Here is a 22855-nt window from a genome sequence, read left to right as displayed (position 1 = left end):
GCAGGTCACGGGCCTGGTCGTAGGACAGCCGGGCCAGCGCTAGTCCAGGCGCGTGGCGGTCACGGCCCACACGGGCAGGTGCACCCGATTGTTTTTCAGCAACGGCCCAATGACCTGGAGTTGTTCGAGCATCGGCTTCATCCGATCGGCCCATCCGGAGTCCTCGCTCATCTCCTTCGTCATATAGGTGAACGTCTCTGGGCTGAGGTTGCCCTGGTAGGTGGTGGTTCCCAGGTGGTCGAGGCGCCACCCGGCCGCGGGAAGCACGCGGTCGAAATTCTCGGCCGGCAAACCTTCGAGCTGCAAGCCGTTGACGTTGTGGCGGCCGAATTCGAACATGAACAGTCGCGCCCCCGGCCTGGTGGCCCGGTGCAGGGCCTGCAGGTACCGGGTCTGGATTTCTTCGTCGTCGAGGAACACGTGATAGAACGCGCTGTCGACGACGGTGTCGAACCGGTCCTCCAAGCCCTCGAGTTTGGTGGCGTCGGCCACCTCGAAGTCCACCGTCACCCCGGCGCGCTCGGCGTTGCGCTTGGCCCGCTCGATCGCCGACGGCGACGCATCGATACCGGTGGTCGAGTAGCCCTTGGATGCGTAGTAGATCGCGTGATGTCCCGGGCCGGTTCCGGGGTCGAGCACCTCGCCCCGCACGGCGCCGTAGGCCACCAACTGCTGCACGACCGGTTGTGGGCCGCCGATGTCCCAGGGGATCAACGCGGGAGCACCCGGTTCCGATGACGCGTCCCGGTACAGCGCTTCGAAGTCCGGCTGATCGTCGTGGTTCGGTTCCTTGCTCATGACTCCTCCTTCTATTGCGGACGGGCAACACCTGAAGGGTCGTGCTGGCGATGAGACCAATGGTTCCGATGGTGGCGGATAAGTTCTCGGATGCTCAGTTTATTTGGTGGACCACCAAGGCTTGCTCGGTGCTGTTGTTCGTTCCGCTCGGGCGCCGAACGTGCTGATCTGACGAAATGAAATCTTTTGACGTATTTGGCTTTTGGCGGAACTTCCGGATCGAGCCGAAGTCGCCGATCATGGCCCGGCTGTGCGCCGATCGCCGCCGGTGAACTGACCTGCGGTTACCCGAACTTCGTTGGTTTCTGCGCCATTACTACTTCCACCGTCAATTGCAGCCGATGCGAATTGGCGACCCAATGCGAATCCACCGGTTCGATGGCGTCGAATCCGGCTGCTACCAGGAAGATTCGGCTACTGCAGTGCCGATGAGCATAGCTCCTTAGATCGGGGTGATTCTGTCAGCTCGAGGCAACTACCTGCGGATACGCCCGCGACTCGCATACGATGCGACTTTCTCGCATCTGATGCGACCGACGGAGGTGACCGGTTTGGCGAATTTCGGCGGTTCGGTGCCCGGTGGTGCGCGGCTGTATCTGGTCGACGGTGTCGCGTTGCTGCGGCCGGAGGAGCAGGTGTTCGAGGCGATGCCGGCCGGGTTCGCCAACCAGCAGCTGGCTCGGAATCTGGCTCGCACGACGGTGGAGAGCCGGGAGAACACGGTGAAGGCGTTCACCGGCTACGTCAACGCGTTCCCGTGGCAGTGGACCCCGGCGATGGTCGACGAATGGCTCGGTGGCCTGCGGTCCCTGCGGGATCTGAAGCGGTCCACGATCCGTACGTATTCCGAGGCGATCCGCTCGTTCTGTCACTTCGCCACCGACCCGCTCTCGAGTGGCCGGCGACCTGCGAGGACCGGTTCGGCACGCACCCGATCCAGATCGTGCACGAGTGGAACACCGCGGTGCACACCCAGGACACCGAGACGGACCCGAAGAAGCGGGCGTTCACCCAGGCCGAGCTGCAGGCGTTCCTCGAACACGCCGACAGTCAGGTCGCGCGGATCCGCGCGTTCGGCCGCAAGGGCTGGCTGCCAGCGTTCCGTGACGCCACATTGTTCAAGGCCGCGTACTCGTTCGGGTTGCGCCGCAACGAGGTTCGGATGCTCGATGCCGCCGACTTCGGCGTGAACCCGCACGCGCGGGAGTTCGGGCAGTTCGGCCGCTGCCAGGTCCGCCACGGCAAGGCGAAGAAGGGTTCACCGCCGAAACGTCGTGGCGTGCTGACGGTCTGGGACTGGACTGCCGATGTCCTCGACGAGTGGTTCACCGAAATCCGGCCGATGTTCGGCGACGACGGCAACCCGGCGGCCTGGCCGTCCGAACGCGGGCTGCGGATCGGCTGCCAGCGGCTGAACTCCCGCTTCGCCGCCTACCGCGACGCGCTGGGCCTGGAGGCCGGACTCGACCTGCACAGTCTGCGGCGTTCGTATGTGACGCACCTGATCGAGGACGGGTGGGACCCGAGGTTCGTGCAGGAACAGGTCGGGCACGAACACGCGTCCACGACCTCGATCTACATCTGCGTGTCCTCGGACTTCCGCACCCGCACCCTGCGCAGGCAGCTCGACGCCACCGTCGCCGCCGCGATGAACTCCCGGAAAGGGGCGAACGCATGAACCGCGTCGTCGGCTACACCTGGCGCCTACGCGAACTCATGGCCACCCGAGGCACGTTCAACGCCACGGAACTGGTTCCGCTGCTGCACGAACGTGGCGTCAATCTGTCCGCCTCCCAGGTCCATCGCCTGGTCTCCGGGAAGCCGGAAAGGCTTTCGCTGCAAGTGCTTTCCGCGCTCTGCGACATCCTGGGCTGTACCCCGGCAGACCTGGTCACCACGACCGCCGAGAACGCCGGAGTCAGCCGCACAGCCACCGACGACCTGCCCGGTCCGGTCCCGGCGAACGTCGCCAAGCTCCGGCCGCGCCCGGCCCGTATCCTGCCCGATGCATGAGCCCGGCCTACCGGACCGTCGAGCTGCTGACGATGAACGCGCCCCTGTCGGGGTTGTGCTGGCTGAAACACCGCAAGGGCCGAGACCGGGAACCGGTGGATCTGCTGGCCGAGCTCGGCCTCGGCGAGATCGCGCTGACCCACGAGGCGTTCCACGCCCTGTAGCCCTGGCGCGCTGCCGCGCACCTCGAGGAACTGCTGATGGCTTGCGGGGTGCTGCCGCAGGTCGACAAGCAGATCTGCGCGTTCGAACGATGGGCGATCGGCCACCTCGCCAGCATCACCGACCCCGAACATTCACGCCTGATCAAGAGATTCGTCGCCTGGGATGTCCAGCCGCGCCTGCGGGCTCGCGCCGAGTGCGGCCCGCTCACCGTCCGCAGCCGCCGCGGCCTGCGCAACCAGGTCGACCAGGCCACGAAGTTCCTCGGCTGGCTCGCCGACCGGGACCTCACGCTGGCCGGCTGCGGCCAAGCCGAACTCGACGCCTGGCACGTCGAACACAATGCCCACGCCCACGCCAGCATTCGCGGGTTTCTGCTCTGGTGCATCGCCAACAAACTCACCCGCCCGATCAGGTTGCCGACCGTTGTGATCGCTGCTGCTACGCCGATGCCTCAGCAGCAGCGCATAGACCTGCTCGGTCGCCTGCTCACCGACCCGGAGCCACCGTTGCGGTCCCGCGTCGCCGCGGCGATCGTGCTGCTCTACGCCCAACCGGTCGCCCGCATCGTCCGGCTCACCGTCGACGACGTGATCCACGACGACGATCAAGTACTGCTGAACCTCGGCGAGCCGCCGTCACCGGTCCCCGGCCCGGTCGCCGAACTCTTGCTGGCCTGGATCGATCAGCGCACCAACATGAACACCGCCACCAACCGAGATTCCTGCTGGTCCCGGCCCGGCTCGGCCGGATCGGCGCGCTGCACCAGCATGTCCTCGAACTTCCGGCGCCGGTTGTCGCCGAAGCGCTCGGCTACCACCACCACACGACCACCCGCGCGGCCGCGCAGGTCACTGCGACCTGGTCCCGCTACGCCGCGGGGCCCCGTCCACGGAAACCGGCAGGATGGACACCAACTCGCGACAGTTGATCACGCGGACCCACCAATCTTCTGGCACCAAATCGCCAGGTCAACTGGATCGGTTGTGAATAGCGGACATCGGCCGCGCGAAGATTTCATCGAGTGGCCCCGAGGCAGGCCGTCGCGCCCCCTCTTCGGAGAACCATTCCCAATGGAACAGCCGGTCTCGCAACGGTTTCGGTAGGCGGAGCAGAGCCCCTCCGATCCTGGCGAAGCGCCCACCCCCCTCCAACACCGACCGATGCTCGGCCAACGCTTGCATACGCTGCGCCGCAAAGGATCCGACGTCTATGCGGTGGGTGATTTCCGCGCGGGCGGAGTAACCGTTACGAATCACGTCGGCGTCGTAGCCCAGCCACCGCGCCGGAGCTGTGAGCCCACGCAGCAGTTCCCGCGGCAGCGTGGCGTCGAGTACTCGCGCGACGCCTGCCAGCTCGGCCGCTCTGGTCCCGACCTCATGGACGCGGACGTGATCGCGGTGGCCGTATCCGCCGTTGCGGTCGTAGCTCAACAGCGCCTCGGGCCGTTCCTCGCGCAAGATCACCGCAAGCCGTTCAGCGGCCTCGCCGACCGTGGCGCGGGCGAATCGCATCCGGTCCGGCGGATCCGGGTACAAGATCGGCCCGTGTCCACTGTCGGCAAAACCGAGATGTTCCACCCTGGCGACACCGAGAATCCCGGCACTGGACCGTAATTCCCGTAGCCGCGGCGCCACAGCACCCTCGAACGGCTCCATATGGCCGTCACACGCGACGACGATCACCGCTCTGTGACCGGCAGCCGCCAACTTCGCCAGAGTTCCACCCGTCAGAGTGATCTCGTCATCCGGATGCGCATGGAACGCCACAACAGTCGCCACCGCGCCAGTATGCCCACAGAGTCCGTACACCCGCCGCCACTTGCTACAGCACAGGGCGCTACTTCCTTAACGCCGGATTCCGGCGGTTGCGCTACCACCCCTCCACACCCGGAAACCGACAAGCTGGGCACCAACTCGCGACGAGACCCTGCCAGTCCTGAACCCCTTCACCCTCGGGCGCCGCGCTCGGCGCACGTCGCGGTCAGCAGGTGCCCCTGATTCTGGGGCCGGCGGCCAGGAGAGGGCTGGCTAGCGTCAGTCGTGGCTCGCCGCCCTGGCATAAATTGCTGCGCCCACCCTTGTGGTGCGGAAACGCAGGTCCAGGGGGCGAGCACTTCCCTGCGCGCGGCCGCGACGTTCGCGGGCCGGGTAGATCTACGGATGCGCTGGGCGGTGCCGGGCGGTGATGTTGGAGGAGTGACGACCAGAGCCGAGCGCCGCCGCCCGATACCCGAGTGGGACAAGGGAATCGCCGCGATATGCCTGTTCCTGGCTCCGGAACCGCCCGATCGGGACAGCTGAGAATGTCGGCCGAGAAGTTACAGCACCCCTGTTCCCGTCAACAGTTGCTGGGTGCGGGCTCGCCGCGCACCCGGCCGTTGAGCCACGCCATCACCTCCGGCGCACCGATCACCGCTCCCGACAGATGCTCGGGTGCGGGAACGCGCATCGCCTGCACTGGAACACCGGCCGCACACCAGCGGTGATCGGTGTTGTCGATCGCCTGGACCGGAATCAGCGGGTCGTCGGGTGAATGCCATTCGAACACCGGCGTTGCCGGCACTTCGCCGAAGAGCTCCAAGCTGTTCTCCTCCAGCACCGCCCGGCCTTCACCGACGTCGAAACCCGAGGTATCGGTCATGAATGCCCGCGCGCTGCCGCCGAGGCCGTCTGCGAGGATCTGATTGGTGCAGTCGTTGGCCATGGCATCGCGGATCGCCAAGCCACGCTGGTTGAGGTACGAGCTGATTGGCAACTCGCTCGGATATTCACGCTCGAGGCCGATCGCCGCCGCCATAACCAGCCCGAAGGCCGGGTGCGGGTCGTAGCCCAGCACCTCGACCATCGTCAGCAGGTTCATCGGGGCACCGCCGATGGCCGCGCCCGCGAGTTTCAGTTCCGGTGCGTACGTGGGCTGCATCGCCGCCGCCGCCCCGGTGGCCATGCCGCCGCCGGAGTAGCCGGCCAACGCGACCGGGCTCTGCTGCGAGGCGAGTTCTGGCACCTGTTTCACCGCTCGGACGCCGTCCAGAACGATCCGGCCGCCCAGACGCGTCGCGCCGAATGCGAAGTACGGACCGAGATGATCCGGCAGCGCGATGCTCCAGCCCTGCGCCATCGCCACATTCAGAATCGACGCCGTCGTCAAGAGATTCGGATCGTCGGAGTACAGCTGATGCGACACCGCACAGCGAGTGCCGAGCGCATTGATGAAGTGCTGATACGACATCAATGGGCCGTCGGGCCGGTGACCGGCGGGGGTGAGGACCGTGGTGGTCGCCGCGATCGGCTCATCCCGGGAGTTGGCGGATCGGAATTGCACAAGAGTAACGGTGGCGCCCGGAAATACGGCCACCGGCGGCATTGCCCGCACGCGGAGCACGTCACCGGGCTGGTGTGCCGCCAGATCCGCCGGGGCGGCGTAGAACGGATCCGGATCGGGTATCGGATAAATCGAGTCCGCCCCGGCGGGAGTCACCGTTGACAACCCGAGAACTACGCCACCCAGCGCAGCCAGCACTTTCGCCGACCCGCTACGAAGAACAAGAGGAAACTGACCAAGCATGTGTCCGACCTCCATGAATAGCTCACTTCGTTCGACAAGCCAGTCCGAATTCTCAGGAGACTATAGCGATGAACTCTCAGAGACACGCGCGTTTGCTACGCCTATTCGCAGCGGTTCATGTTCGTGGTTCGATACCCCATAACGTCCCGCAGGTAACCAGGCGTGGTGACTCGTCAACTTTCTGTCGCTCCAATTCCCGCAGCTGGCGGCTGAGCGTCGGCTGGGTCAAATTCAGGTTCCGGGCTGCGGCGCTGATGCTGCCGACTTCGGCGATCGCCACCACATAGCCGAGTAGCCGTAGATCCATCCATACCTCCTGAGCATGGGGACCATATCTGTTCACGCCCATCCAGCTGAGATCGGGCGGTATCGGGCGATGCTGGTGCCATCACAAGGAAGGAATCACGATGACCACGACCACAATTGGTGCGAAGCAGGGCCGCTACGAGCACGGCATGTCGGTGCTGGACCAGGTGGACGGCGCGGCCGGTCGCCGGATCGTCGACGCCCTGTCCGACACCTCGCCCGAGTTGGGGCATCAGGTGGTGGCGTGGGCGTTCGGGGACATGTACTCCCGGCCCGAACTGCCGCCGCGGGACCGTCAGCTGGTCACCCTGGGTGTGTTGACGGCGCTGCTGCACTCCGCGGTCTACTGCGGGATGCCGCGGGCCATCAACGCGACCATGGTCGCCAAGAAGGTCTTCGGTGAGCGGGATCTACTGCCGATCAGCAACATCTGACCTGGATCCGCGCTCTCGGCTCCGGGAGCGCGCCGGCAGGCCGCATCATCCGACGGGCGCGGAAGTTCTCCGTTCCGGTGTGCAGCCGCAGGTTTCGCCGAGGCTGAGGTGGACACCGAAGGGCGACGGGGGAGCGCTGGGAGAGTTCGGGTTTCCGGCCGCGTCGAGGACGCGGGACAGGGCAGCCCGAGCGATCTCGTCGATCGGCTGTTGGACGGTGGTCAGGATCAGCGGGGCGTAGATAGTCGCAGCGTCGGCGTCGTAGCCGACGACGGCGACGTCTTCGGGGATACGCAGTCCGGCATCGGCGACCGCGCGCAGGGTCGCGGCGGCCTGAGCGTAGGTGCCCACCACGAGCCCGTCCGGCGCGGAATGGTCGGCGAGGTAGCGCCGCACGGCGTCGTAGGCGCCCGCCGGGGTGAGGTCGGTGGGAATCCGTTGTGCGGCAGCGGGTCCGACGACGGCGGCGTACCCCTCGTAGCGCTGGGCGACGGTTTCGCGGTCGCCGTGCGCGACCTCGTCGGGGGTGAATCCGCCGACGAAGACGATGGATCGGCGGTGATGGTCGCGGGCCAGATGGCCCGCGGCCAGCCGTCCCGCCTGGACGTGATCCGCACCGACCATCCCCGCGTCGACGTGGTCGCGATTGTTGTGCACCCAGACGATGGGAATGCGGGCCTGCCTGCACAATTCGGCCGTCGCCGGACCGTTGGCTCCGCCGACCACGATCAGCCCCTCGATGCCGGAGTCCACGAAAGCCGCGGCGAACTCGATCTCGCGTTCGGGGTCGTAGGCGGTATTGCCGATCAGGGTGAGGTGGTCGCGGTGGCGGGCCTCGATCTCGATGTGGCCGACCAGGGTGCCGAAGAGGGGGAGGCGGACGTCGGGGACCAGCAGGCCGAGATGCCGCCAGCGCCGCGGCCGGCGCAGGGCGCGCGCGGCGCGGTCGGGGCGGTAGTTGAGTTCGTCGAGGGCAGCGGTCACCTTGGCGCGCAAAGCGTCCGAGACCGGGCGCGGGCCGTCATTGAGGACATAACTGACGACGGCGGTGGAGGTACCCGCTCGCCGGGCCACGTCGGCGAGGGTGGCGCGTTTGGCAGTCACGTTGGTCCCAACTCTCGTCGCTCGCGGGCCGGTTACCCAGGCTTGAAATCGTTCTGATTCTTACAGTCTCCGCACCAGTTCCGTCCCGCGCAAATCGATTAGATTCGTTACATCCGCGACCCGACCGCTTAACAGCCGACTGATGGAGTGAATGCATGGCCTTCGTACGACTCACCGGTGTCACCTTTTACGAACCGGAATCAGCCCATGACAGCTACATCGTCTTCACCGGCGCGGACTCCGTCACCCGCCTGATCGACATGCACGGCACGGTGCGCCACGAATGGTCCTGTGCCGGTGTGCCGCCGCGCATCCTGGATCCGGCGCTGACCGGGCGGCTGGGTGACGTCGGGGTGCAGCTCTCGCTCAGCGGTGATCCGCGTGGCGGGATCTACGCCAATGGCACTGTGGGACAACTGACCTGGGACGGCGACCGGGTGTGGGAGTGGGGCACGCAGGCTCCGGGCGGGGCCGCCCGCCAGAACCACGACTGGGAACTGCTGGCCAATGGCAACCGTCTGCTGCTGGTCACCATTCCTCGAGTGGTCCCGCAGCTGGGTTCGAACGTGGTCGGCGACCAGGGGCTCTACGAGGTCGCTCCGGACGGGTCGATCGTGTGGGAGTGGCGGGCCGGTGACCATCTCGACGAACTCGGGTTCTCCGAGGCCGGGTGGGATGCCCTGCGCCAGACCGTCGCTCGCGACCCCGACGACGCCTGGGGTTATCTGGAGATCAACAGCGCGAAGACGCTGGGACCCAACCGCTGGCATCGCGCCGACCCCGACAGTGTGTTCCAGCCCGACAACATCCTGATCAGCAGCCGCAAGGCCAATGTGGTGGCGCTGATCGACAAGGGGTCGGGCTCGATCGTGTGGAAGCTGGGCCCGTACTTCGACGCCGAGGCCGGGGCGCAGCACCAGCGGATCAATGCGCACAAGGTGCCGCGGCCGCTGGATCAGATCTCCGGGCAACACAATCCGCATCTCATCGCCGACGGCCTGCCGGGCGCGGGCAATGTCCTCGTCTTCGACAATCAGGGGGGTGCGGGGTATCCACCCGCGGCCCTGGGCATCTACGCCGGATCCCGGGTGCTGGAGATCGATCCGACGACCCGGCAGATCGTGTGGCAGTACACGGCGGAGGATTCCGGGCTGCCGTCGTGGACCTTCTTCAGCTCCTTCGTCAGCAACGCCCAGCGCTTGCCGAACGGCAACACCCTCGTCACCGAGGGCATGACCGGCCGCCTGTTCCAGGTCACCCCGCAGGGCGATGTGGTGTGGGAGTACGTGTCGCCCTACGAGGGTCGCGGCGTCGCCGGCGAACCCGAGGTGCACGAGCCACGCGTGCCGGGCGTGGACCGGCTCAGCGACACCCCGCTGGTGTATCGCTCGCAAGCCGTCCCCGCCGAATGGGTGCCGCTCGAGCCGCATCCCGATCTGGCCGCCGTCGATCTGCGGACGACAGTCCGTCCCACCACCTAGCTCCGCCGAATTCAGGTGAATCCCATGACATCGAGCGTGCACACCACATCGGGCCGCACCGCCTCGCAACCGTCCGCCGCGGTGGCGGACGAACCGCGCCGGACGCGGCGGCCGTACCCGCGCTGGTCACCGCGATGGCGATCGATCGGCGGCACCGTGGCGGGGATCGGATTGGCCGTGCTGGCCTGGTCCCTGGTCGCCGCGGCCGAACCCTTTCCCCGCCAACTGTTTCCGACCGTTCCCCAGATCCTGACGGCCGGGCACACGCTGTGGGCCGAAGGGCTGCTGATCCCCGATCTCACGGCGAGCCTGCGCCGGGCGGTGTTCGGTCTGTTGCTCGGCGCGGCCGCCGGTGTGTTCGCGGCGATCCTCACCGCGAGCACCGGGGCCGGGCGGGCCTTGTTGCAGCCGGTGCTGCGCTTGTTGTCGCCGGTGCCGACGATCGGTTTGGTGCCCTTGGCGATTCTCTGGTTCGGCATCGGCGAGAACAGCAAGATTCTGGTGATCGCCCTGGGCGTGTTCGTTCCGGTCTGGATCAACAGCCATTCCGGATTCTCCGGAACCCCGGCCGATTACCTGCAAGCCGCACGCTGCCTCGGCGCGGGCCGCTGGCAGACGCTGACGCGCGTCGTCATCGCCGAAGGGCTGCCCGATGTGGTCGCCGGTGTGCGGGTCGGCGCGGCCATGGCGTTCGTGCTCATCGTGGTCGCCGAGATGACCGGCACCACGGCGGGTCTCGGATATCGGATCTATCAGGCGCAGCTGTTCTCCCAGGCCGACCGGCTGATCTTCTGCCTGCTGGTGCTCGGGGTTCTGGGTGCGCTGAGCGACGCGGTGATCGCGGCGATCAGCGCCCCGGTCCAGCGCTGGGCACGGGAGGTGAGTTAGCCATGGCGATCGCCACCCGCGACCTGACGATCCGCTTCCCGGACACCCCGCAGCCCACCCTGCGCAGCATCGATCTGACCGTTCCGGACGGCTCGTTCACGGTACTGGTGGGCGCGTCGGGCAGCGGCAAATCGACACTGCTGCACTGCCTGGCCGGGCTCATCACTCCTACCTCGGGCTCGGTCACCGACAACGGCGTGCCGGTGCTCGCCCCCGATCCGCGGCGCGGCGTCGCGTTCCAGCGGGACGTGTTGTTCCCGTGGTTGAGCGTGGCGGGCAATATCGACTTCGCGCTGCGCGCCCACCGGGTGCCGGTTCGCCTGCGCGGCAATCGGATCGACGAGCTGCTCGACCTGGTCGGGCTGCCCGCCGAGGTGCGGCGCAAGCGGCCGGCCCAGTTGTCGGGCGGCATGCGTCAACGCGTCGGGATCGCACGGATGCTGGCCGGTGAGCCCGAGATCATGCTCATGGACGAGCCGTTCGCGGCGCTGGACGCGCTGACCCGGCTCAATATGCAGGACCTGCTCATCGATCTGTGGACCCGGCTGCAACGCACCATCGTCTTCGTCACCCACGACGTCGACGAGGCGATCCGATTGTCCGACACCATCAGCGTGCTCGCGGGCGGGCGGATCACCAATCAGATCGCCAACCCGCTGTCCCGGCCCCGGCCCGCGGACGCTCTGGCCGATCAGCCCGGCTACAGCGAACTGCGCCGGCTGCTCCACCACGAACTCGGTATCCAGCACGCGAATTGAAGAAGAAGAGAACAGCCGTGAAGAAACTCCTCCGCCCCCTGACCGCCGCCCTCACCGTACTCGCCCTGGCCCTGCCGCTGACCGCGTGCGGGTCCTCCGATGATTCCGACCCGAAGACCCTCACCGTTGGATTCGTGGTCGATCCGTCGTGGGCGCAGATTCCCGTCGCCCAGCAGGCCGGACTGTTCACCAAGCACGACGTGAAGGTGAAGGTCGTCAATTTCTCGACCGGCGTGGAGGCGTTACAGGCGCTCGCCGCCCACCAGGTCGACATCGCCACCGCCGCCGACGTGCCCACCTCGGCCACCCTGACCCGATCGCCCGCACTGCGCGTGGTCGGGGACGGATCTCGGTGGGAGGGTTCGCGAATCATCGCCCGACGCAGCGCCGGAATCACCTCGGTCGCGAACCTGGCCGGGCATTCGATCGGCACGCCGTTGGGCACCAGCGCCGCCTACTTCGCGTCGAACGTGCTCTCACACAACGGCATCTCGGCGAATCTCGTGCAGGTCGCGCCGTCCGCGACACTGACCGCGGCGACCCAGCACAATGTCGACGCCGTCTCGATCTTCCAGCCCTATCAGGCCCAGGTGGCCGAATCCCTGGGCGATGACGCCGTCGAGCTCACCGGCAGCACCTACAACCAGCACAGCCTGTACCTGGCGACCGATTCCGCTATCGCGTCGAAATCGGCTGCGCTGACGGCGTTCTTCGCCGCGTTGGGGGAGGCCGGGACCCAGCTCACCGCCCGCTCCGACGACGCGGTGTCCGCGGTGGCCACCGCCACCCAGCTGAGCCCGGCGTTGATCAGGAAGATCCTGCCCGAGTTCGACTACACCCTGCAGTTGCGACCGGAGCTCGCCGATACCCTCGCCGAGCTCGGGACCTGGGCCAAGGACCAGGGAAAGGTCGACCGTTCGACGCCGCTGCCCGACTACAAGACCATGCTCGACGCCGGATTCGTCACCCGCGGCAACTGACCGGTCAGAGGGCGGCGAGGCAGGCTTCGGCTACCTCGACGTCCTGATCGGCGGTTCCCCCGGAGACGCCGACCGCGCCGATGACCCGGCCGTCGGCGTCGGCGATGGGCAGGCCGCCGCCGAAGGAGATCAGGCCGCCATTGCTCCATTCGATGCCGTAGATCGGGCCGTCGGGGCGCGAGATCCGGCCCAGGGTGGCCGTCGGCATGTGGAAGAGGATGGAGGTCTTGGCCTTTCGCTGGGCCAGATCGATCGAGCCGAGCAGGGCGTCCTGGTGGCGAGTGAAGTGGATGAGGTGGCCGCCCGCGTCCACGATGGCGATGTTCATCCGGACCGCCATGGTGTCGGCGGCCTGGTGGCCGGCGGTGGCGAGACGGGCGGCGGTGTCGAGCGAAAGTGTTGTCATGGCAATCAGATTCGCCGCGATCGCCGGCGGCATCCAGGTGGTGTCGTGGCCGGGGATGACACCACCTGGAAGGTCCGTTGCTAGGCGAGTCGGACGTCGGCGGTGGCGAGACCGAAGATCTTGCGGCCCGCCGCCTTCGCGACGATGACGACCACGGCCGTCCGGGTCTCGGGATCGAGCGACTTGATGCGGCCGGTGAATTCGACGATGCCCGCCGAGGCGGCTTCGATCACCGTGTAGTTCGAGAGCCGGACGCCGTAGCGGAGCACGGCGCCCGGGTCGCCGAGCCAGCCGGTCACGAATCCGGCGCCCAAGCCCATCGTGAGCATGCCGTGCGCGATCACGTCCGGAAGGCCCGCGAGCGTGGCGATCTCGGGATGCCAGTGGATCGGATTCACGTCACCGGAGACCCCGGCGTAGTTGACCAGGTCGCCGCGCGTCAGGGTCACGGTCCGAGAGGGAAGCTCGTCACCGACAGCGACGTCCTCGAATCGCACCGACGTGAGCGGGGTCCGCAGCCGCGACACCGGAGAATGCCGGGCGGCGTCGCCCGGCTCGGGCACCCGGCCCGCGTCGGCGGCAGCGGTGGGCGTCGATTCGAGCCCGCTCATCATCACCCGGTCGATCGTGGCGCTGATATCGGCGTTGACGTCCTCGCCGGTCAGCCCCACGACGGTGGTGTGCATGACCTGCATGATGTCACCGGCCATGTCGCTGAACGTGTTCGTGATGGTGAGCAGATCCTTGCCGCCGATCCGGCGCACCGAGGACAACTCGACATCACTGACCAACCGCTCGCCTGTCACCACCGGCTTGTACATCTCGAAGACCTGATCGGTCTGCACGATCACGTCGTAGCCTTCGAGCACGGTCTGCAGCAGCTTGCGATTGGCCAGCATCGCCGCGGTGGAGATGAAGGTGGTCGGCGCGATCAGCCCGGCGTATCCGAGCCCCTGGGCGGCGTCCTCACTCCAGTGCGCGGGATGGAAGTCCTGGACCGCTCGCGCGTACTCCCGGATCTTCTCCCTGCCCACCTCGTAGTAGTCGTCCAGGCGGTAGTGATGCCCCACCAGACCCGCTACGTCGAACGTCGCCTCCACCAAGCCCTCCTCCATCCGGATTCCTTCCACACGGTAACCGGTGGTGGTCCACCGACATCATGAGTGAAACGACACCTTCTCACACGATTCGGCACCCGTGGCGGAAAACATCAGAAGGGATACTCCGCACACAGCTGCCCTGAGAAGCTACGGACGGCATGCTCCCGCATCCGCCACCCGTACACCGCATCCGAGCCCAGATCCGTATAGGTCTCGAACTCGCACTGGACGAATCCTGCCACCTCCGCCACATATACATCGAAGCCCGGGTACATCAGCCCCGCGTACGGCATGTCGTCGACATCCAGAGCGACCACAGGGTACTCGCCCAGCGAATCGGCGGCACCCACCGCCAGGACCCGCCGTGAGTCGGACCCGCCCGGCAGCAGGAAACACTCCGGAAACCGCTGGGCCAGCGCCTTGAAGGCCTCTCCCCAGGGCTGCCCCAGCTCGTCGCCGACCAGTTCGTCCAACGGCCGCGGCGCGAATCCGCCGCCCTCCGCGAACCATCCGCAACGCTCGAACAAGGTGGTATCGAACGCGAGCCACTCCCGAAGGCTCGGCGACAGCGGCCGCCCGGACGGAAATACCGCCTCGGCCAACGCTTCCTCGTCCATGGGCCGTGGCTCACCCGCCACCCACGGCGTGTAGCCGACCCACGCGACGGGCTCGAACATCGCCCGCCCGGGCTCGGTCCGCACCGACTCGATCACCCGCCGCGTCAAGCCGACCCCGTGCCGCACCTCTTCAGTCATGGCGCGCAAGCTAACAGGACAGTCCGACGAAATCACCTGCCAGGAACGGCAATCCGCCGTTCCTGGGGGCGGCATCCCCAGGAACCGGGCGGGCGGCGATGCCAGACTGGGAGCGTGAGTGAGCTCGGAGAATTTCTGAAGGCCAAGCGGGCGGCGGTATCTCCGGAGGAGGTCGGGTTGCCGGCGGTCGGGAATCCGCGACGGGTGCGAGGGCTGCGGCGGGAAGAGGTGGCGCTACTGGCCTCGGTGAGCGTCGATCACTACACGCGGTTGGAGCAGGGGCGCGTGGCCACCGCGTCGGAGAATTTGCTCGCGGGGATCGTGCGGGCCTTGCGATTGACACGCGAGGAGCACGAGTATCTGCGCATGCTGGTGCAGGCGCGGCCGCCGCGAGCATGCGCTGTCGCGCCGGAAGTCGGTGGGACGCTGCGGGATCTGTTGGGGGCGTTGCAGACTCCCGCGATCGTATTGGGGCCGCGGACGGACATCCTGGCCTGGAACGCGGGGGCTGTCGCGTTGTTCATGGACTTCGCGGAGATTCCGGCGGCGCAGCGGGCGCTGGTGCGGTTGATCTTCCTGGAGCCGCGGATGCGGGGGCTGTTCGCGAACTGGGAGCAGGTGGCGGCCGAGGCGGTGGATCGGTTGCGGATGGCGGCGGCGCGGACGCCGGGGGATGCGCGACTGGCGCGGTTGGTGGGGGAGTTGTCGGTGCACGACGCGGATTTCCGGCGGTGGTGGGCCGGGCACGGGGTGCGGTCGATGGCGGGTGGGCGCAAGCTGGTGCGGCATCCGGTAGTGGGGGAGCTGGAGCTGGATTGGCAAGTGCTGCAGGTGCTCACGGCCAAGGATCAGACGCTGGTCACCTATACCGCGCCGGAGGGGTCGGACAGCTATGAGAAGTTGCGGATTCTGGGGTCGTGGAATGCCTCGGGTCCGGTGTCGCGGGCGGTAGATGTAGATCACTGAAATCGGGCGCGCATTGCTACTACAAGGCGTCGCAGGTTCGGCCTAGGCTGGATACGCAGGGAAGATCCCGCGAAACGCCATGGGGAGGCATCATGCGCGCAATTGCCCGAATCATTCAATACGTCAAGGCCATCGGTCGAGCTCGCAAGAATCAGACCGACCTGTTCGGCTGGCTCATCCGGCGGCCGCAGCTGCTGGTCACCACCCTGCTCCACGAGACGACGCTGCTGTTCTCCAACAAACTCGACCCGACCCTCAAGGAGCTGGCCGAGCTCAAGACCGCGGCACTGGTCAACTGCCAGTTCTGTCTCGACATCGGCTCCACGCTGGCCCACTTCGGCGGGCTGACCGAAGCGCAGGTCAGCGACCTGCCGACGTATCAGGACAGCGCCGCCTACAGCGACACCCAGAAGCTGGTGATCGCCTTCGCCGAGGCCATGACGGTCACGCCGACCTCGCTGGATCTCGACGACCTGCGCACCCAGCTGCTGAGCCGGATGAACAAGTCCCAGTTGACCGAACTGACCGCCGCCATCGCGTGGGAGAACCAGCGGGCGCGGCTGAACCAGGCGCTGGGTGTGCGCCCGCTCGGCACCGCCGAGGGTGTCGCCTGCGCGCTGCCCGAATCCCGGCGTCCGGTCGGCTGAGGCTCTTCCGTTCTCGCGGCGATGAATTCGGCGCGGTCGTACCGTCAATTCAGGTGTCCCCGTTCCGAGCCACTTGGAGAGACCATGACCACGACCGCACCCGTCACCTCCGGAACTGTCGCGGTGCCTGACGGCACCATCTACTACGAAGTCCGCGGCAGCGGCCCGCTGATCGCATTGGTCGGCGCCCCGATGGATTCCGGTCCCTTCGCCGCGCTGGCCGAACTGCTCGCCTCCGACCACACCGTCCTGTGCCCCGACCCGCGCGGCCACGGGCGCAGCACCGTGACCGACCCCGACAAGGACTCGACGCCGGAACTGCGCGCCGACGACCTGGCCCGGGTGATCACCCACATCGGTCAGGGCCCGGCCGTGGTGATCGGATCCAGTGGCGGCGCGATCACGGGCCTGGCGCTCGCGATCGACCGGCCCGAGCTGGTGTCGACGCTCATCGCCCACGAGCCGCCGCTGCGTGAACTGCTCGACAACCGGGAAGAACTGCGGGCGCAGACCGACGAGATCCTGGACGTGTACAACACCGGTGACGTGATCGGCGCGATGCGCAAGTTCGGTGAGATGTCCGGTCTGTTCATGCCGGAGGAGATGCTGCAGCAGATGTTCGGCGGCGAGCGGGACCCGCAGGCCATCGCCTCCGACGACTTCTTCTACCGCCACGAACTGCACACCACCTCCGGCTGGGCGCCCTCCCTGGACGCGCTGCGCGCCACCCCGGCGACGATCGTCATCGGCATCGGCGACGAGTCCGCGGACCTGTTCTGCGATCGCACCTCGCGCGCCCTGGGCGCCGAGCTGGGTATCGAACCGACCCTCTTCCCGGGCGGCCACGCCGGGTTCATGGAACAGCCCGACGCGTTCGCGAAGCGGGTCCGCGAGGTCATCGAAGCCGACTAGCGGGTTCGGCGACGGTCATGGGTCGAGCTCGAGGGCCGGCGCATGGCCGTCGCTGATTGACAGCGAACTGCCCCCGCCGTAATTTACCGATTAGTCAATTCGTGTGGGTCGAGATCCAGCTACCCGCATGCGCCGACCTCGCCACCGACGACGGGTACCGCTATGAAGAACTATCTGGCCTCAGCGCTGCTGCAGCCGACGCCCTCGATCCGATCGATCGTCGGCGCGACCAGCGCACCGGATCTGCGCGACCGCACCGTGATCCTGACCGGTGCGTCTTCTGGAATCGGCGAAGCGACCGCGCGTCTGCTGGCCGACCGCGGCGCGCGGATCCTCGCGGTGGCCCGGGACCGGGAACGGCTCGAGCAGACCTGCGGGTCCATCACCGCCGCCGGCGGCGTCGCCCACCCGATGCCCTGCGATCTCACCGATCCCGAACAGGTCGGCGAACTGGCGGCCACTGTGCTCGAGCATTTCGGCACGCCGGACATCGTGGTCAACAATGCGGGGCGGTCCATCCGCCGCAACGCCTTCGACGCCACCGATCGGGCCCACGATTACGAGCGGACCATGGCCGTGAACTACTTCGGGCCCGTTCGCCTGACCCTGGCCCTGCTGCCCGCGCTGCGGGCGGCGAACGGCGGCCACATCATCAATATCGGCACCTGGGGCACCACCGCCGGTGTCATGCCCAAGTTCAGCGCCTACCACGCCTCGAAGGCCGCGCTGGCGGCGTTCGGGCGCAGTCTCGGCGCGGAATGCCACGACACCGGAATCGCGGTCACCACAATCGGATTCCCGCTCGTACGCACCCCGATGATCAGCCCGACCAGCGACTACGACACCCAGGCCGCGCTGACGCCGGAGCAGGCCGCCGACTGGGTGCTCACGGCGGTGCGTGACCGTCCGGTCGAGCTGTATCCCACCTATGCGGCGGCCTTGCGGCTGCTGTCCACGGTGTCGCCGCGACTGGCGGACAGTGTGGTGCGCGCGGCCGGCATCTGACCCGTGCCGGATCATTCCACCGGCGGAATCGCCCAGCGCGCGTAGGTATTTTCGGGGCTCACCGTGATGATGTCGGCGACCTGGACGATGTCATCGGGGATGTGCCCGTCGAAGTGCGCCAGGCTGGGGATGATCACCGCGTCGGCCTCCATGCGGGAGACCAGGGTGCGGACCCGGACCAGCGGCCGATCGGTCTCGGGGCCGAAGACCACCGTCTTGCACAGGTCATAGCCGAGTCGACGAGCCAGATGCTGGATCTGAGCCTCGTCCCACTGCTGCTGTGCCCCCGACACATCGTGCCGGAGGTATCCGATCGCTGACGGTTGTGGCCGCATCCTGCCGCTCTCTTACCCGATCCGCTTGGCGCCGAACACAACGCTACGGCCAACCCGCGTCGCGCATGGCCCGAATCCACCGAGAATCTGCTTGTCGCAAACGTGTCGCGATCGCCGTGTCGCGGATCACCCGTGATGCGCGCCACCCCGAAACCCCTTGATATGCAATGCATTACCTAATTTCGGTGAGCCTTTCTTTGCTGGCGGCACACGTTGTGAACTATTACCGTTCCCCTGGTGAGGGACGAAATGACCGGTTCGGTGGCGCTCGCGCATCCCGCCGAACCTCATGCGACCGGATTGGCCACCCGTCTGAATTGGCTGCGTGCGGGCGTTTTGGGCGCGAACGACGGGATCGTCTCCGTCGCGGGCATTGTCGTCGGTGTCGCGGCCGCGACGAGCAACAGCACCGCGATCCTGACCGCGGGCGTGGCCGGACTCGCCGCGGGCGCGGTGTCCATGGCCCTCGGCGAGTATGTCTCCGTCAGCACCCAACGCGACAGCGAACGCGCCCTACTGGAAACCGAACGCCGCGAATTGGCCGAACAACCCGAGGCCGAGCTCGCCGAACTGGCCGCCATCTACCAAGCCAAGGGCCTGTCCCCGGCCACCGCTCGAGCCGTGGCCGAAGAACTCACCGCCGCAGACGCATTCACCGCCCACGCCGAGGCCGAACTCGGCATCGACCCCGACGACCTCACCAACCCCGTCCACGCGGCGCTCTCCTCGGCCCTGTCCTTCACCCTCGGCGCACTGCTCCCGCTCCTGGCGATCCTGACGCCCCAGGCGATCCGGGTTCCCCTCACCATGGGCGCGGTGCTGGCCGCCTTGGCCCTGACCGGCGCGGTGGGCGCGCGCCTCGGACAAGCCCCCGTCGCCCGCGCGACCATCCGCGTCCTCGCCGGCGGCGCACTGGCGATGATCACCACCTACGCCATCGGCCACATCGTCGGAATCACCGTCTGACCCACCCGATCACCAGGCCAGCGGGCCATTCGCGTCGAAGAACCCACCCGTCGGCCCGTCCGCGCCGATCTGCGCCATCCGTACGATGATCTCCGCCGCTTCCTGCACCGTCTGATGCCCGAGGTTGTGGTTCAGATCGGTACTGGTGAAACCCGGTTCCACCGAATTGATTCGAATACGCGGAAAAGCCTTGGCGTACTGAATCGTCAGCACATTCACCGCGGTCTTCGATGCCGGATAAGCGACCCCCGGATACCGATTGACCATATCTCCCTCGGCCACGAGCCTGTGCAACGACGCCAGCCCACTACTCACATTCACCACGACCGGCACGTCCGCCTTCTCCAGCAACGGCAAGAACGCTTCCAAAACCCGAACCGTCCCGAAAACGTTGGTCTCGAACGTCTCCCGCATGATCTCGGCAGTCATCTCCCCGGCCCCCAGCACACCCCCGTCCGCGCTCATCTCCGCCTGAATCCCCGCATTGTTGATCAGCACGTCCAGCCCACCCTCGGCCCCGATCTCCGCCACGGCCGCGCGCACGGACTCGTCATCGGTGATATCGATCCGAACAGCCCGCGCCCCAACCGCTTCCGCCGCGGCCAGCCCCCGCCCGGCATCCCGGCTCCCGAGGTAGACGGTGTGCCCTGCAGCCACGAGCTGCCGCGCCGCCTCGAACCCGATTCCCTTATTGGCACCCGTAATCAGAATTCTGCTCATGCGCCGAATCTAGGATCTGGAGCGCACTCCAAGTCAACCGTTTATCCAGCCCTCGACCGGGCGGGTCCACGACTGCTGATCGTCGTTGGATCGAGACCGTACGACTCGTTGACATCCAAGGTCGGCGGTGGTTCCATCAGCAATAGCAGGGAGTTAGCTATGGACACTTCCGACCTCGAGCCAGTTCCCACCCGGAGGTGCGACGTATGCGTCGTCGGGGCGGGGATCGCGGGGCTGAACGCGATGTTCGTCGCGAGCCGGTATCTGCGGGCCGACCAGACCATCGCGCTCGTGGATCGGCATCCGGGGGTTGGCGGCATGTGGGTCGACGCGTATCCCTACGTCCGGCTGCACCAGCCCCATCCGCTGTTCACGGTCGGCGACATCAAGTGGACGCTGCGGAAGGAACCTTCCTACCTCGCGACGCGGACCGAGGTGATCGAGCATTTCGAGCACTGCCTCCGGGTCATCGGTGAACGGGTGCGCGTCGCGGAGTACTTCGGCTGCGATTACGTGTCCCATGCGGAAGCCGCCGACGGCGTGCACGTCACCTGCACGCGACCGGACGGGTCGCCGCTGATCATCAAGGCGGACAGACTGATCAAGGCGTTCGGCATGAATGTGGTGCCGATGGAACCGTTGCGGGTATCCAGCGACCGTGTTCGCTCCGTGTCACCCAACTACTGCGACGTGCGTAGTGATGAAATAGCGAGCAGCGACGCTCCGGTATGGATCGTCGGCGGCGGCAAAACCGCCATGGACACCGCCGCGGCGCTCATCACGAACCGCCCCGACCGGCAGGTGAACCTGGTCGCCGGGCCCGGCACCCTCTTCGTCAATCGCGATCGGATCGTGCCGCCCGGGATCCGCCGATGGTGGGGCGGCGTCATGCCGAACCGGCTCTTCATCGACATCGCACGCCATTTCGACGGCACCAACGAGGCCGCGGTCCAGGCGTGGTTGCTGGCCGCCGCCGGATTGTCGGTCACCCCACAGGCCGATGGCTTCTTCGTGGGCCTGCTGTCGGAATCGGAGCAGCGAACCATTCGCGCGGGCCTGCACTCGGTGGTCATGGATCATCTACGCGATGCCGTCGACCGTAACGGCGCGATCGAGCTGGAGTTCCGCAGTGGCGAGACCAAGGCCATCCCGCCCGGCAGCTGGCTCATCAACTGCACCGGCTACCTCTTGCACGCGAACACGCCCTACGAGCCGTACCGGTCACCCAGCGGTTCCGTGCTGTCGATCCAAACCCGTTCCTCGACATTCGGATTCCAATCCTTCGCCGGCTACTTCCTCACCCACCTCATGTTCCGGAACAAACTCCGCGACCTACCCCTGTACGCCGCCGATGCCGACGACATGCGAACCAAGACACGGATCGCCAGCGTCATCTCCTACGCGGGCCTCACCCTGCACCTGTACAACCTGAGCCTCGTCTACGACGCACTGGGCCCCGCGGCCTTCCTGCACTGCGGCCTCGACTACGACCGCTGGTACCCACTCCACCGGCGCCTCACCGACACCGCCCACTTCCTCCGAACCCACCACCGCGACGAGGAGCACTTCCGCCACACCCTCGACACCGTCCGCGACCGCTTCGACGTCCGATGCGGACCGGCGTAGCCGAAAGAACCTATCCGGCTGAGGGATTCGTGCCAGGCGGGCCGAACACCGCACGCAGCGTCCTGCGCATGCCGCGCGCCTCACCGACATCGGCCAGCATGGCGATGAATTCGTGAAAGTTCGTCTTGATCGGGTTGAACGTCCCGACGTTCTTCGTCAGCCCGAACATGACAGGGCTGGTTTCGTGCGCGTAGCTCCCGAACATCCGGTCCCAGATGATGAAGACGGCACCGTAGTTCTTATCGAGATAGGGGTTGTTGGACCCGTGGTGGACACGGTGGTGGGAGGGGGTGTTGAAGACATACTCGATCGGCTTCGGCAGGAAGCCGATGCGCTGGGTGTGCATGGGCCACTGGAAGATCGAGCTGGCGAGCTGCCAGAACAAGATGATGAACGGCGGGACGCCGATCAAGGCAGCGGGCACGAACGCGGCATTGTAGAGAAAAGTTGCGAAGGGCATCAGGGCCGGCATCCGGAGCGCGGTGGACATATTGAACTGTTCGCTGGAGTGATGCACGCTGTGAGCCGTCCACAATATGCGAACCCGGTGATCGGCCCGATGCCCCCAGTAGTAGCAGAAATCGGTCGCGATCAGTCCGATGGCCCAGGTCCACCATCGGTCGGCGGGCAGCTGAATCGGCGTCAACATGGCCGCGACGAGGACGAAAGAGAATGGGACGAGCAGGTTCTCCAACGAACGGGTAACCCTGCTCGCGATACCAATCGCGAGGCTGTTCATGGTATCGGGAGCATAGAATCCACGCTTCCCATCCCCGCCCGCACTGCGACGCCAGGAAACCCATTCGAGGACTATTGCGAACAAGTATGCCGGTATCGCCAGCATGAAGATGCGAGTGTAATCCACCGTGGTGTCCAGGTCGGAGTTGCGTGGCGGGGTAAGGGATTTCGGCTATCCGCCGCCGGCC

At 66.8% G+C, this 22855-nt stretch carries 27 protein-coding genes; 14 read left to right on the top strand and 13 right to left on the bottom strand.

What is annotated here, in order from left to right; translation table 11 throughout:
- Window positions 1-39: 39 nt before the first annotated feature.
- A complete protein-coding gene (locus ABZ382_RS00700; RefSeq protein ID WP_357081900.1) occupies window positions 40-798 on the bottom strand; it encodes a class I SAM-dependent methyltransferase in 759 nt (252 codons plus the stop codon).
- Window positions 799-1741: 943 nt separating this feature from the next.
- Between ABZ382_RS00700 and ABZ382_RS00695 the strand changes: the two genes are divergently transcribed.
- The 3 genes from ABZ382_RS00695 to ABZ382_RS00685 are packed head-to-tail and all read left to right on the top strand — an operon-like array spanning window position 1742 to window position 2975.
- Window positions 1742-2476, top strand: coding sequence for a site-specific integrase (locus tag ABZ382_RS00695; protein WP_357081899.1), 735 nt, complete (start codon window positions 1742-1744; stop codon window positions 2474-2476).
- Window positions 2473-2811, top strand: coding sequence for a helix-turn-helix transcriptional regulator (locus ABZ382_RS00690; RefSeq protein ID WP_357081897.1), 339 nt, complete (start codon window positions 2473-2475; stop codon window positions 2809-2811). Before ABZ382_RS00695 ends, ABZ382_RS00690 begins: the two co-directional genes overlap by 4 nt.
- Window positions 2808-2975: a hypothetical protein gene (locus ABZ382_RS00685; RefSeq protein ID WP_357081895.1), complete on the top strand. Its 168-nt coding sequence runs from the start codon at window positions 2808-2810 to the stop codon at window positions 2973-2975. Before ABZ382_RS00690 ends, ABZ382_RS00685 begins: the two co-directional genes overlap by 4 nt.
- Window positions 2976-3107: 132 nt before the next feature.
- Here the strand turns inward: ABZ382_RS00685 and ABZ382_RS00680 are convergent, their stop codons facing one another.
- The 5 genes from ABZ382_RS00680 to ABZ382_RS00660 form a co-directional block, all read right to left on the bottom strand.
- Window positions 3108-3584 carry a hypothetical protein gene (locus ABZ382_RS00680; RefSeq protein ID WP_357081893.1) on the bottom strand — a complete coding sequence of 159 codons (477 nt, stop codon included), beginning with the start codon at window positions 3582-3584 and terminating at the stop codon, window positions 3108-3110.
- Between the two features lie 74 nt (window positions 3585-3658).
- Entirely contained in the window at window positions 3659-3799 is a 141-nt protein-coding gene (locus ABZ382_RS00675) for a hypothetical protein (protein ID WP_357081891.1), read from the bottom strand.
- Between the two features lie 145 nt (window positions 3800-3944).
- Window positions 3945-4754, bottom strand: coding sequence for a PIG-L family deacetylase (locus ABZ382_RS00670; RefSeq protein ID WP_357081889.1), 810 nt, complete (start codon window positions 4752-4754; stop codon window positions 3945-3947).
- 559 nt (window positions 4755-5313) lie between these two features.
- Window positions 5314-6555 (bottom strand): lipase family protein, encoded by a 1242-nt coding sequence (locus ABZ382_RS00665; RefSeq protein ID WP_357081887.1) that lies wholly within the window; start codon window positions 6553-6555, stop codon window positions 5314-5316.
- A gap of 100 nt (window positions 6556-6655) precedes the next feature.
- The gene (locus ABZ382_RS00660; protein WP_357081885.1) at window positions 6656-6847 is read right to left on the bottom strand and encodes a LysR family transcriptional regulator; all 192 of its coding nucleotides are present in this window, start codon (window positions 6845-6847) and stop codon (window positions 6656-6658) included.
- A 100-nt stretch (window positions 6848-6947) separates the two neighbouring features.
- Here ABZ382_RS00660 and ABZ382_RS00655 point away from each other — a divergent pair, with 100 nt between their 5' ends.
- Complete coding sequence (locus ABZ382_RS00655) at window positions 6948-7280, top strand: carboxymuconolactone decarboxylase family protein (RefSeq protein WP_357081883.1); 333 nt, start codon at window positions 6948-6950, stop codon at window positions 7278-7280.
- 45 nt (window positions 7281-7325) lie between these two features.
- Here ABZ382_RS00655 and ABZ382_RS00650 read toward each other — a convergent pair whose 3' ends face one another.
- Window positions 7326-8384: a LacI family DNA-binding transcriptional regulator gene (locus tag ABZ382_RS00650; RefSeq protein ID WP_357081881.1), complete on the bottom strand. Its 1059-nt coding sequence runs from the start codon at window positions 8382-8384 to the stop codon at window positions 7326-7328.
- A gap of 155 nt (window positions 8385-8539) precedes the next feature.
- Here ABZ382_RS00650 and ABZ382_RS00645 point away from each other — a divergent pair, with 155 nt between their 5' ends.
- Genes ABZ382_RS00645 through ABZ382_RS00630 form a run of 4 tightly spaced genes read left to right on the top strand, consistent with a single transcriptional unit; the run spans window position 8540 to window position 12491 of the window.
- The gene (locus ABZ382_RS00645; protein ID WP_357081879.1) at window positions 8540-9865 is read left to right on the top strand and encodes an aryl-sulfate sulfotransferase; all 1326 of its coding nucleotides are present in this window, start codon (window positions 8540-8542) and stop codon (window positions 9863-9865) included.
- Between the two features lie 24 nt (window positions 9866-9889).
- Window positions 9890-10753, top strand: a complete 864-nt coding sequence (locus tag ABZ382_RS00640; RefSeq protein ID WP_357081877.1) for an ABC transporter permease — start codon at window positions 9890-9892, stop codon at window positions 10751-10753.
- 2 nt (window positions 10754-10755) lie between these two features.
- Window positions 10756-11511, top strand: coding sequence for an ABC transporter ATP-binding protein (locus ABZ382_RS00635; RefSeq protein ID WP_357081875.1), 756 nt, complete (start codon window positions 10756-10758; stop codon window positions 11509-11511).
- Window positions 11512-11528: 17 nt separating this feature from the next.
- The gene (locus ABZ382_RS00630) at window positions 11529-12491 is read left to right on the top strand and encodes an ABC transporter substrate-binding protein (protein ID WP_357081873.1); all 963 of its coding nucleotides are present in this window, start codon (window positions 11529-11531) and stop codon (window positions 12489-12491) included.
- A gap of 4 nt (window positions 12492-12495) precedes the next feature.
- Here ABZ382_RS00630 and ABZ382_RS00625 read toward each other — a convergent pair whose 3' ends face one another.
- The 3 genes from ABZ382_RS00625 to ABZ382_RS00615 all read right to left on the bottom strand — a co-directional run bounded on the left by ABZ382_RS00625 (window position 12496) and on the right by ABZ382_RS00615 (window position 14752).
- A complete protein-coding gene (locus ABZ382_RS00625) occupies window positions 12496-12897 on the bottom strand; it encodes a heme-binding protein (protein WP_357081871.1) in 402 nt (133 codons plus the stop codon).
- Between the two features lie 80 nt (window positions 12898-12977).
- A complete protein-coding gene (locus tag ABZ382_RS00620; protein WP_357081869.1) occupies window positions 12978-14012 on the bottom strand; it encodes a fused (3R)-hydroxyacyl-ACP dehydratase subunits HadA/HadB in 1035 nt (344 codons plus the stop codon).
- A 95-nt stretch (window positions 14013-14107) separates the two neighbouring features.
- Window positions 14108-14752: a hypothetical protein gene (locus ABZ382_RS00615; protein WP_357081867.1), complete on the bottom strand. Its 645-nt coding sequence runs from the start codon at window positions 14750-14752 to the stop codon at window positions 14108-14110.
- A 114-nt stretch (window positions 14753-14866) separates the two neighbouring features.
- Here ABZ382_RS00615 and ABZ382_RS00610 point away from each other — a divergent pair, with 114 nt between their 5' ends.
- The 4 genes from ABZ382_RS00610 to ABZ382_RS00595 all read left to right on the top strand — a co-directional run bounded on the left by ABZ382_RS00610 (window position 14867) and on the right by ABZ382_RS00595 (window position 18282).
- Window positions 14867-15718, top strand: coding sequence for a helix-turn-helix transcriptional regulator (locus ABZ382_RS00610; protein ID WP_357081865.1), 852 nt, complete (start codon window positions 14867-14869; stop codon window positions 15716-15718).
- Window positions 15719-15810: 92 nt separating this feature from the next.
- Window positions 15811-16365, top strand: coding sequence for a carboxymuconolactone decarboxylase family protein (locus tag ABZ382_RS00605; protein WP_357081863.1), 555 nt, complete (start codon window positions 15811-15813; stop codon window positions 16363-16365).
- 84 nt (window positions 16366-16449) lie between these two features.
- On the top strand, window positions 16450-17277 hold the full coding sequence (locus ABZ382_RS00600) for an alpha/beta hydrolase (RefSeq protein WP_357081861.1): 828 nt from the start codon (window positions 16450-16452) through the stop codon (window positions 17275-17277).
- A gap of 162 nt (window positions 17278-17439) precedes the next feature.
- On the top strand, window positions 17440-18282 hold the full coding sequence (locus ABZ382_RS00595) for an SDR family NAD(P)-dependent oxidoreductase (RefSeq protein WP_357081859.1): 843 nt from the start codon (window positions 17440-17442) through the stop codon (window positions 18280-18282).
- A gap of 11 nt (window positions 18283-18293) precedes the next feature.
- Here the strand turns inward: ABZ382_RS00595 and ABZ382_RS00590 are convergent, their stop codons facing one another.
- Complete coding sequence (locus ABZ382_RS00590) at window positions 18294-18617, bottom strand: hypothetical protein (RefSeq protein ID WP_357081858.1); 324 nt, start codon at window positions 18615-18617, stop codon at window positions 18294-18296.
- 249 nt (window positions 18618-18866) lie between these two features.
- Here ABZ382_RS00590 and ABZ382_RS00585 point away from each other — a divergent pair, with 249 nt between their 5' ends.
- Window positions 18867-19583 (top strand): VIT family protein, encoded by a 717-nt coding sequence (locus ABZ382_RS00585; RefSeq protein WP_357083962.1) that lies wholly within the window; start codon window positions 18867-18869, stop codon window positions 19581-19583.
- 9 nt (window positions 19584-19592) lie between these two features.
- Here ABZ382_RS00585 and ABZ382_RS00580 read toward each other — a convergent pair whose 3' ends face one another.
- Entirely contained in the window at window positions 19593-20303 is a 711-nt protein-coding gene (locus tag ABZ382_RS00580) for an SDR family NAD(P)-dependent oxidoreductase (RefSeq protein WP_357081856.1), read from the bottom strand.
- A 159-nt stretch (window positions 20304-20462) separates the two neighbouring features.
- On the opposite strand from ABZ382_RS00580, the gene ABZ382_RS00575 reads away from it, so the two are divergent.
- Window positions 20463-21929: an FAD-dependent oxidoreductase gene (locus ABZ382_RS00575; RefSeq protein ID WP_357081854.1), complete on the top strand. Its 1467-nt coding sequence runs from the start codon at window positions 20463-20465 to the stop codon at window positions 21927-21929.
- Between the two features lie 10 nt (window positions 21930-21939).
- Here ABZ382_RS00575 and ABZ382_RS00570 read toward each other — a convergent pair whose 3' ends face one another.
- The gene (locus ABZ382_RS00570) at window positions 21940-22668 is read right to left on the bottom strand and encodes a sterol desaturase family protein (RefSeq protein ID WP_357081852.1); all 729 of its coding nucleotides are present in this window, start codon (window positions 22666-22668) and stop codon (window positions 21940-21942) included.
- Window positions 22669-22855: the final 187 nt, after the last annotated feature.

This window comes from Nocardia sp. NPDC005825, from assembly GCF_040630175.1.
GTDB lineage: Bacteria > Actinomycetota > Actinomycetes > Mycobacteriales > Mycobacteriaceae > Nocardia.
This window is presented reverse-complemented; position numbering and strand designations above follow the sequence as displayed.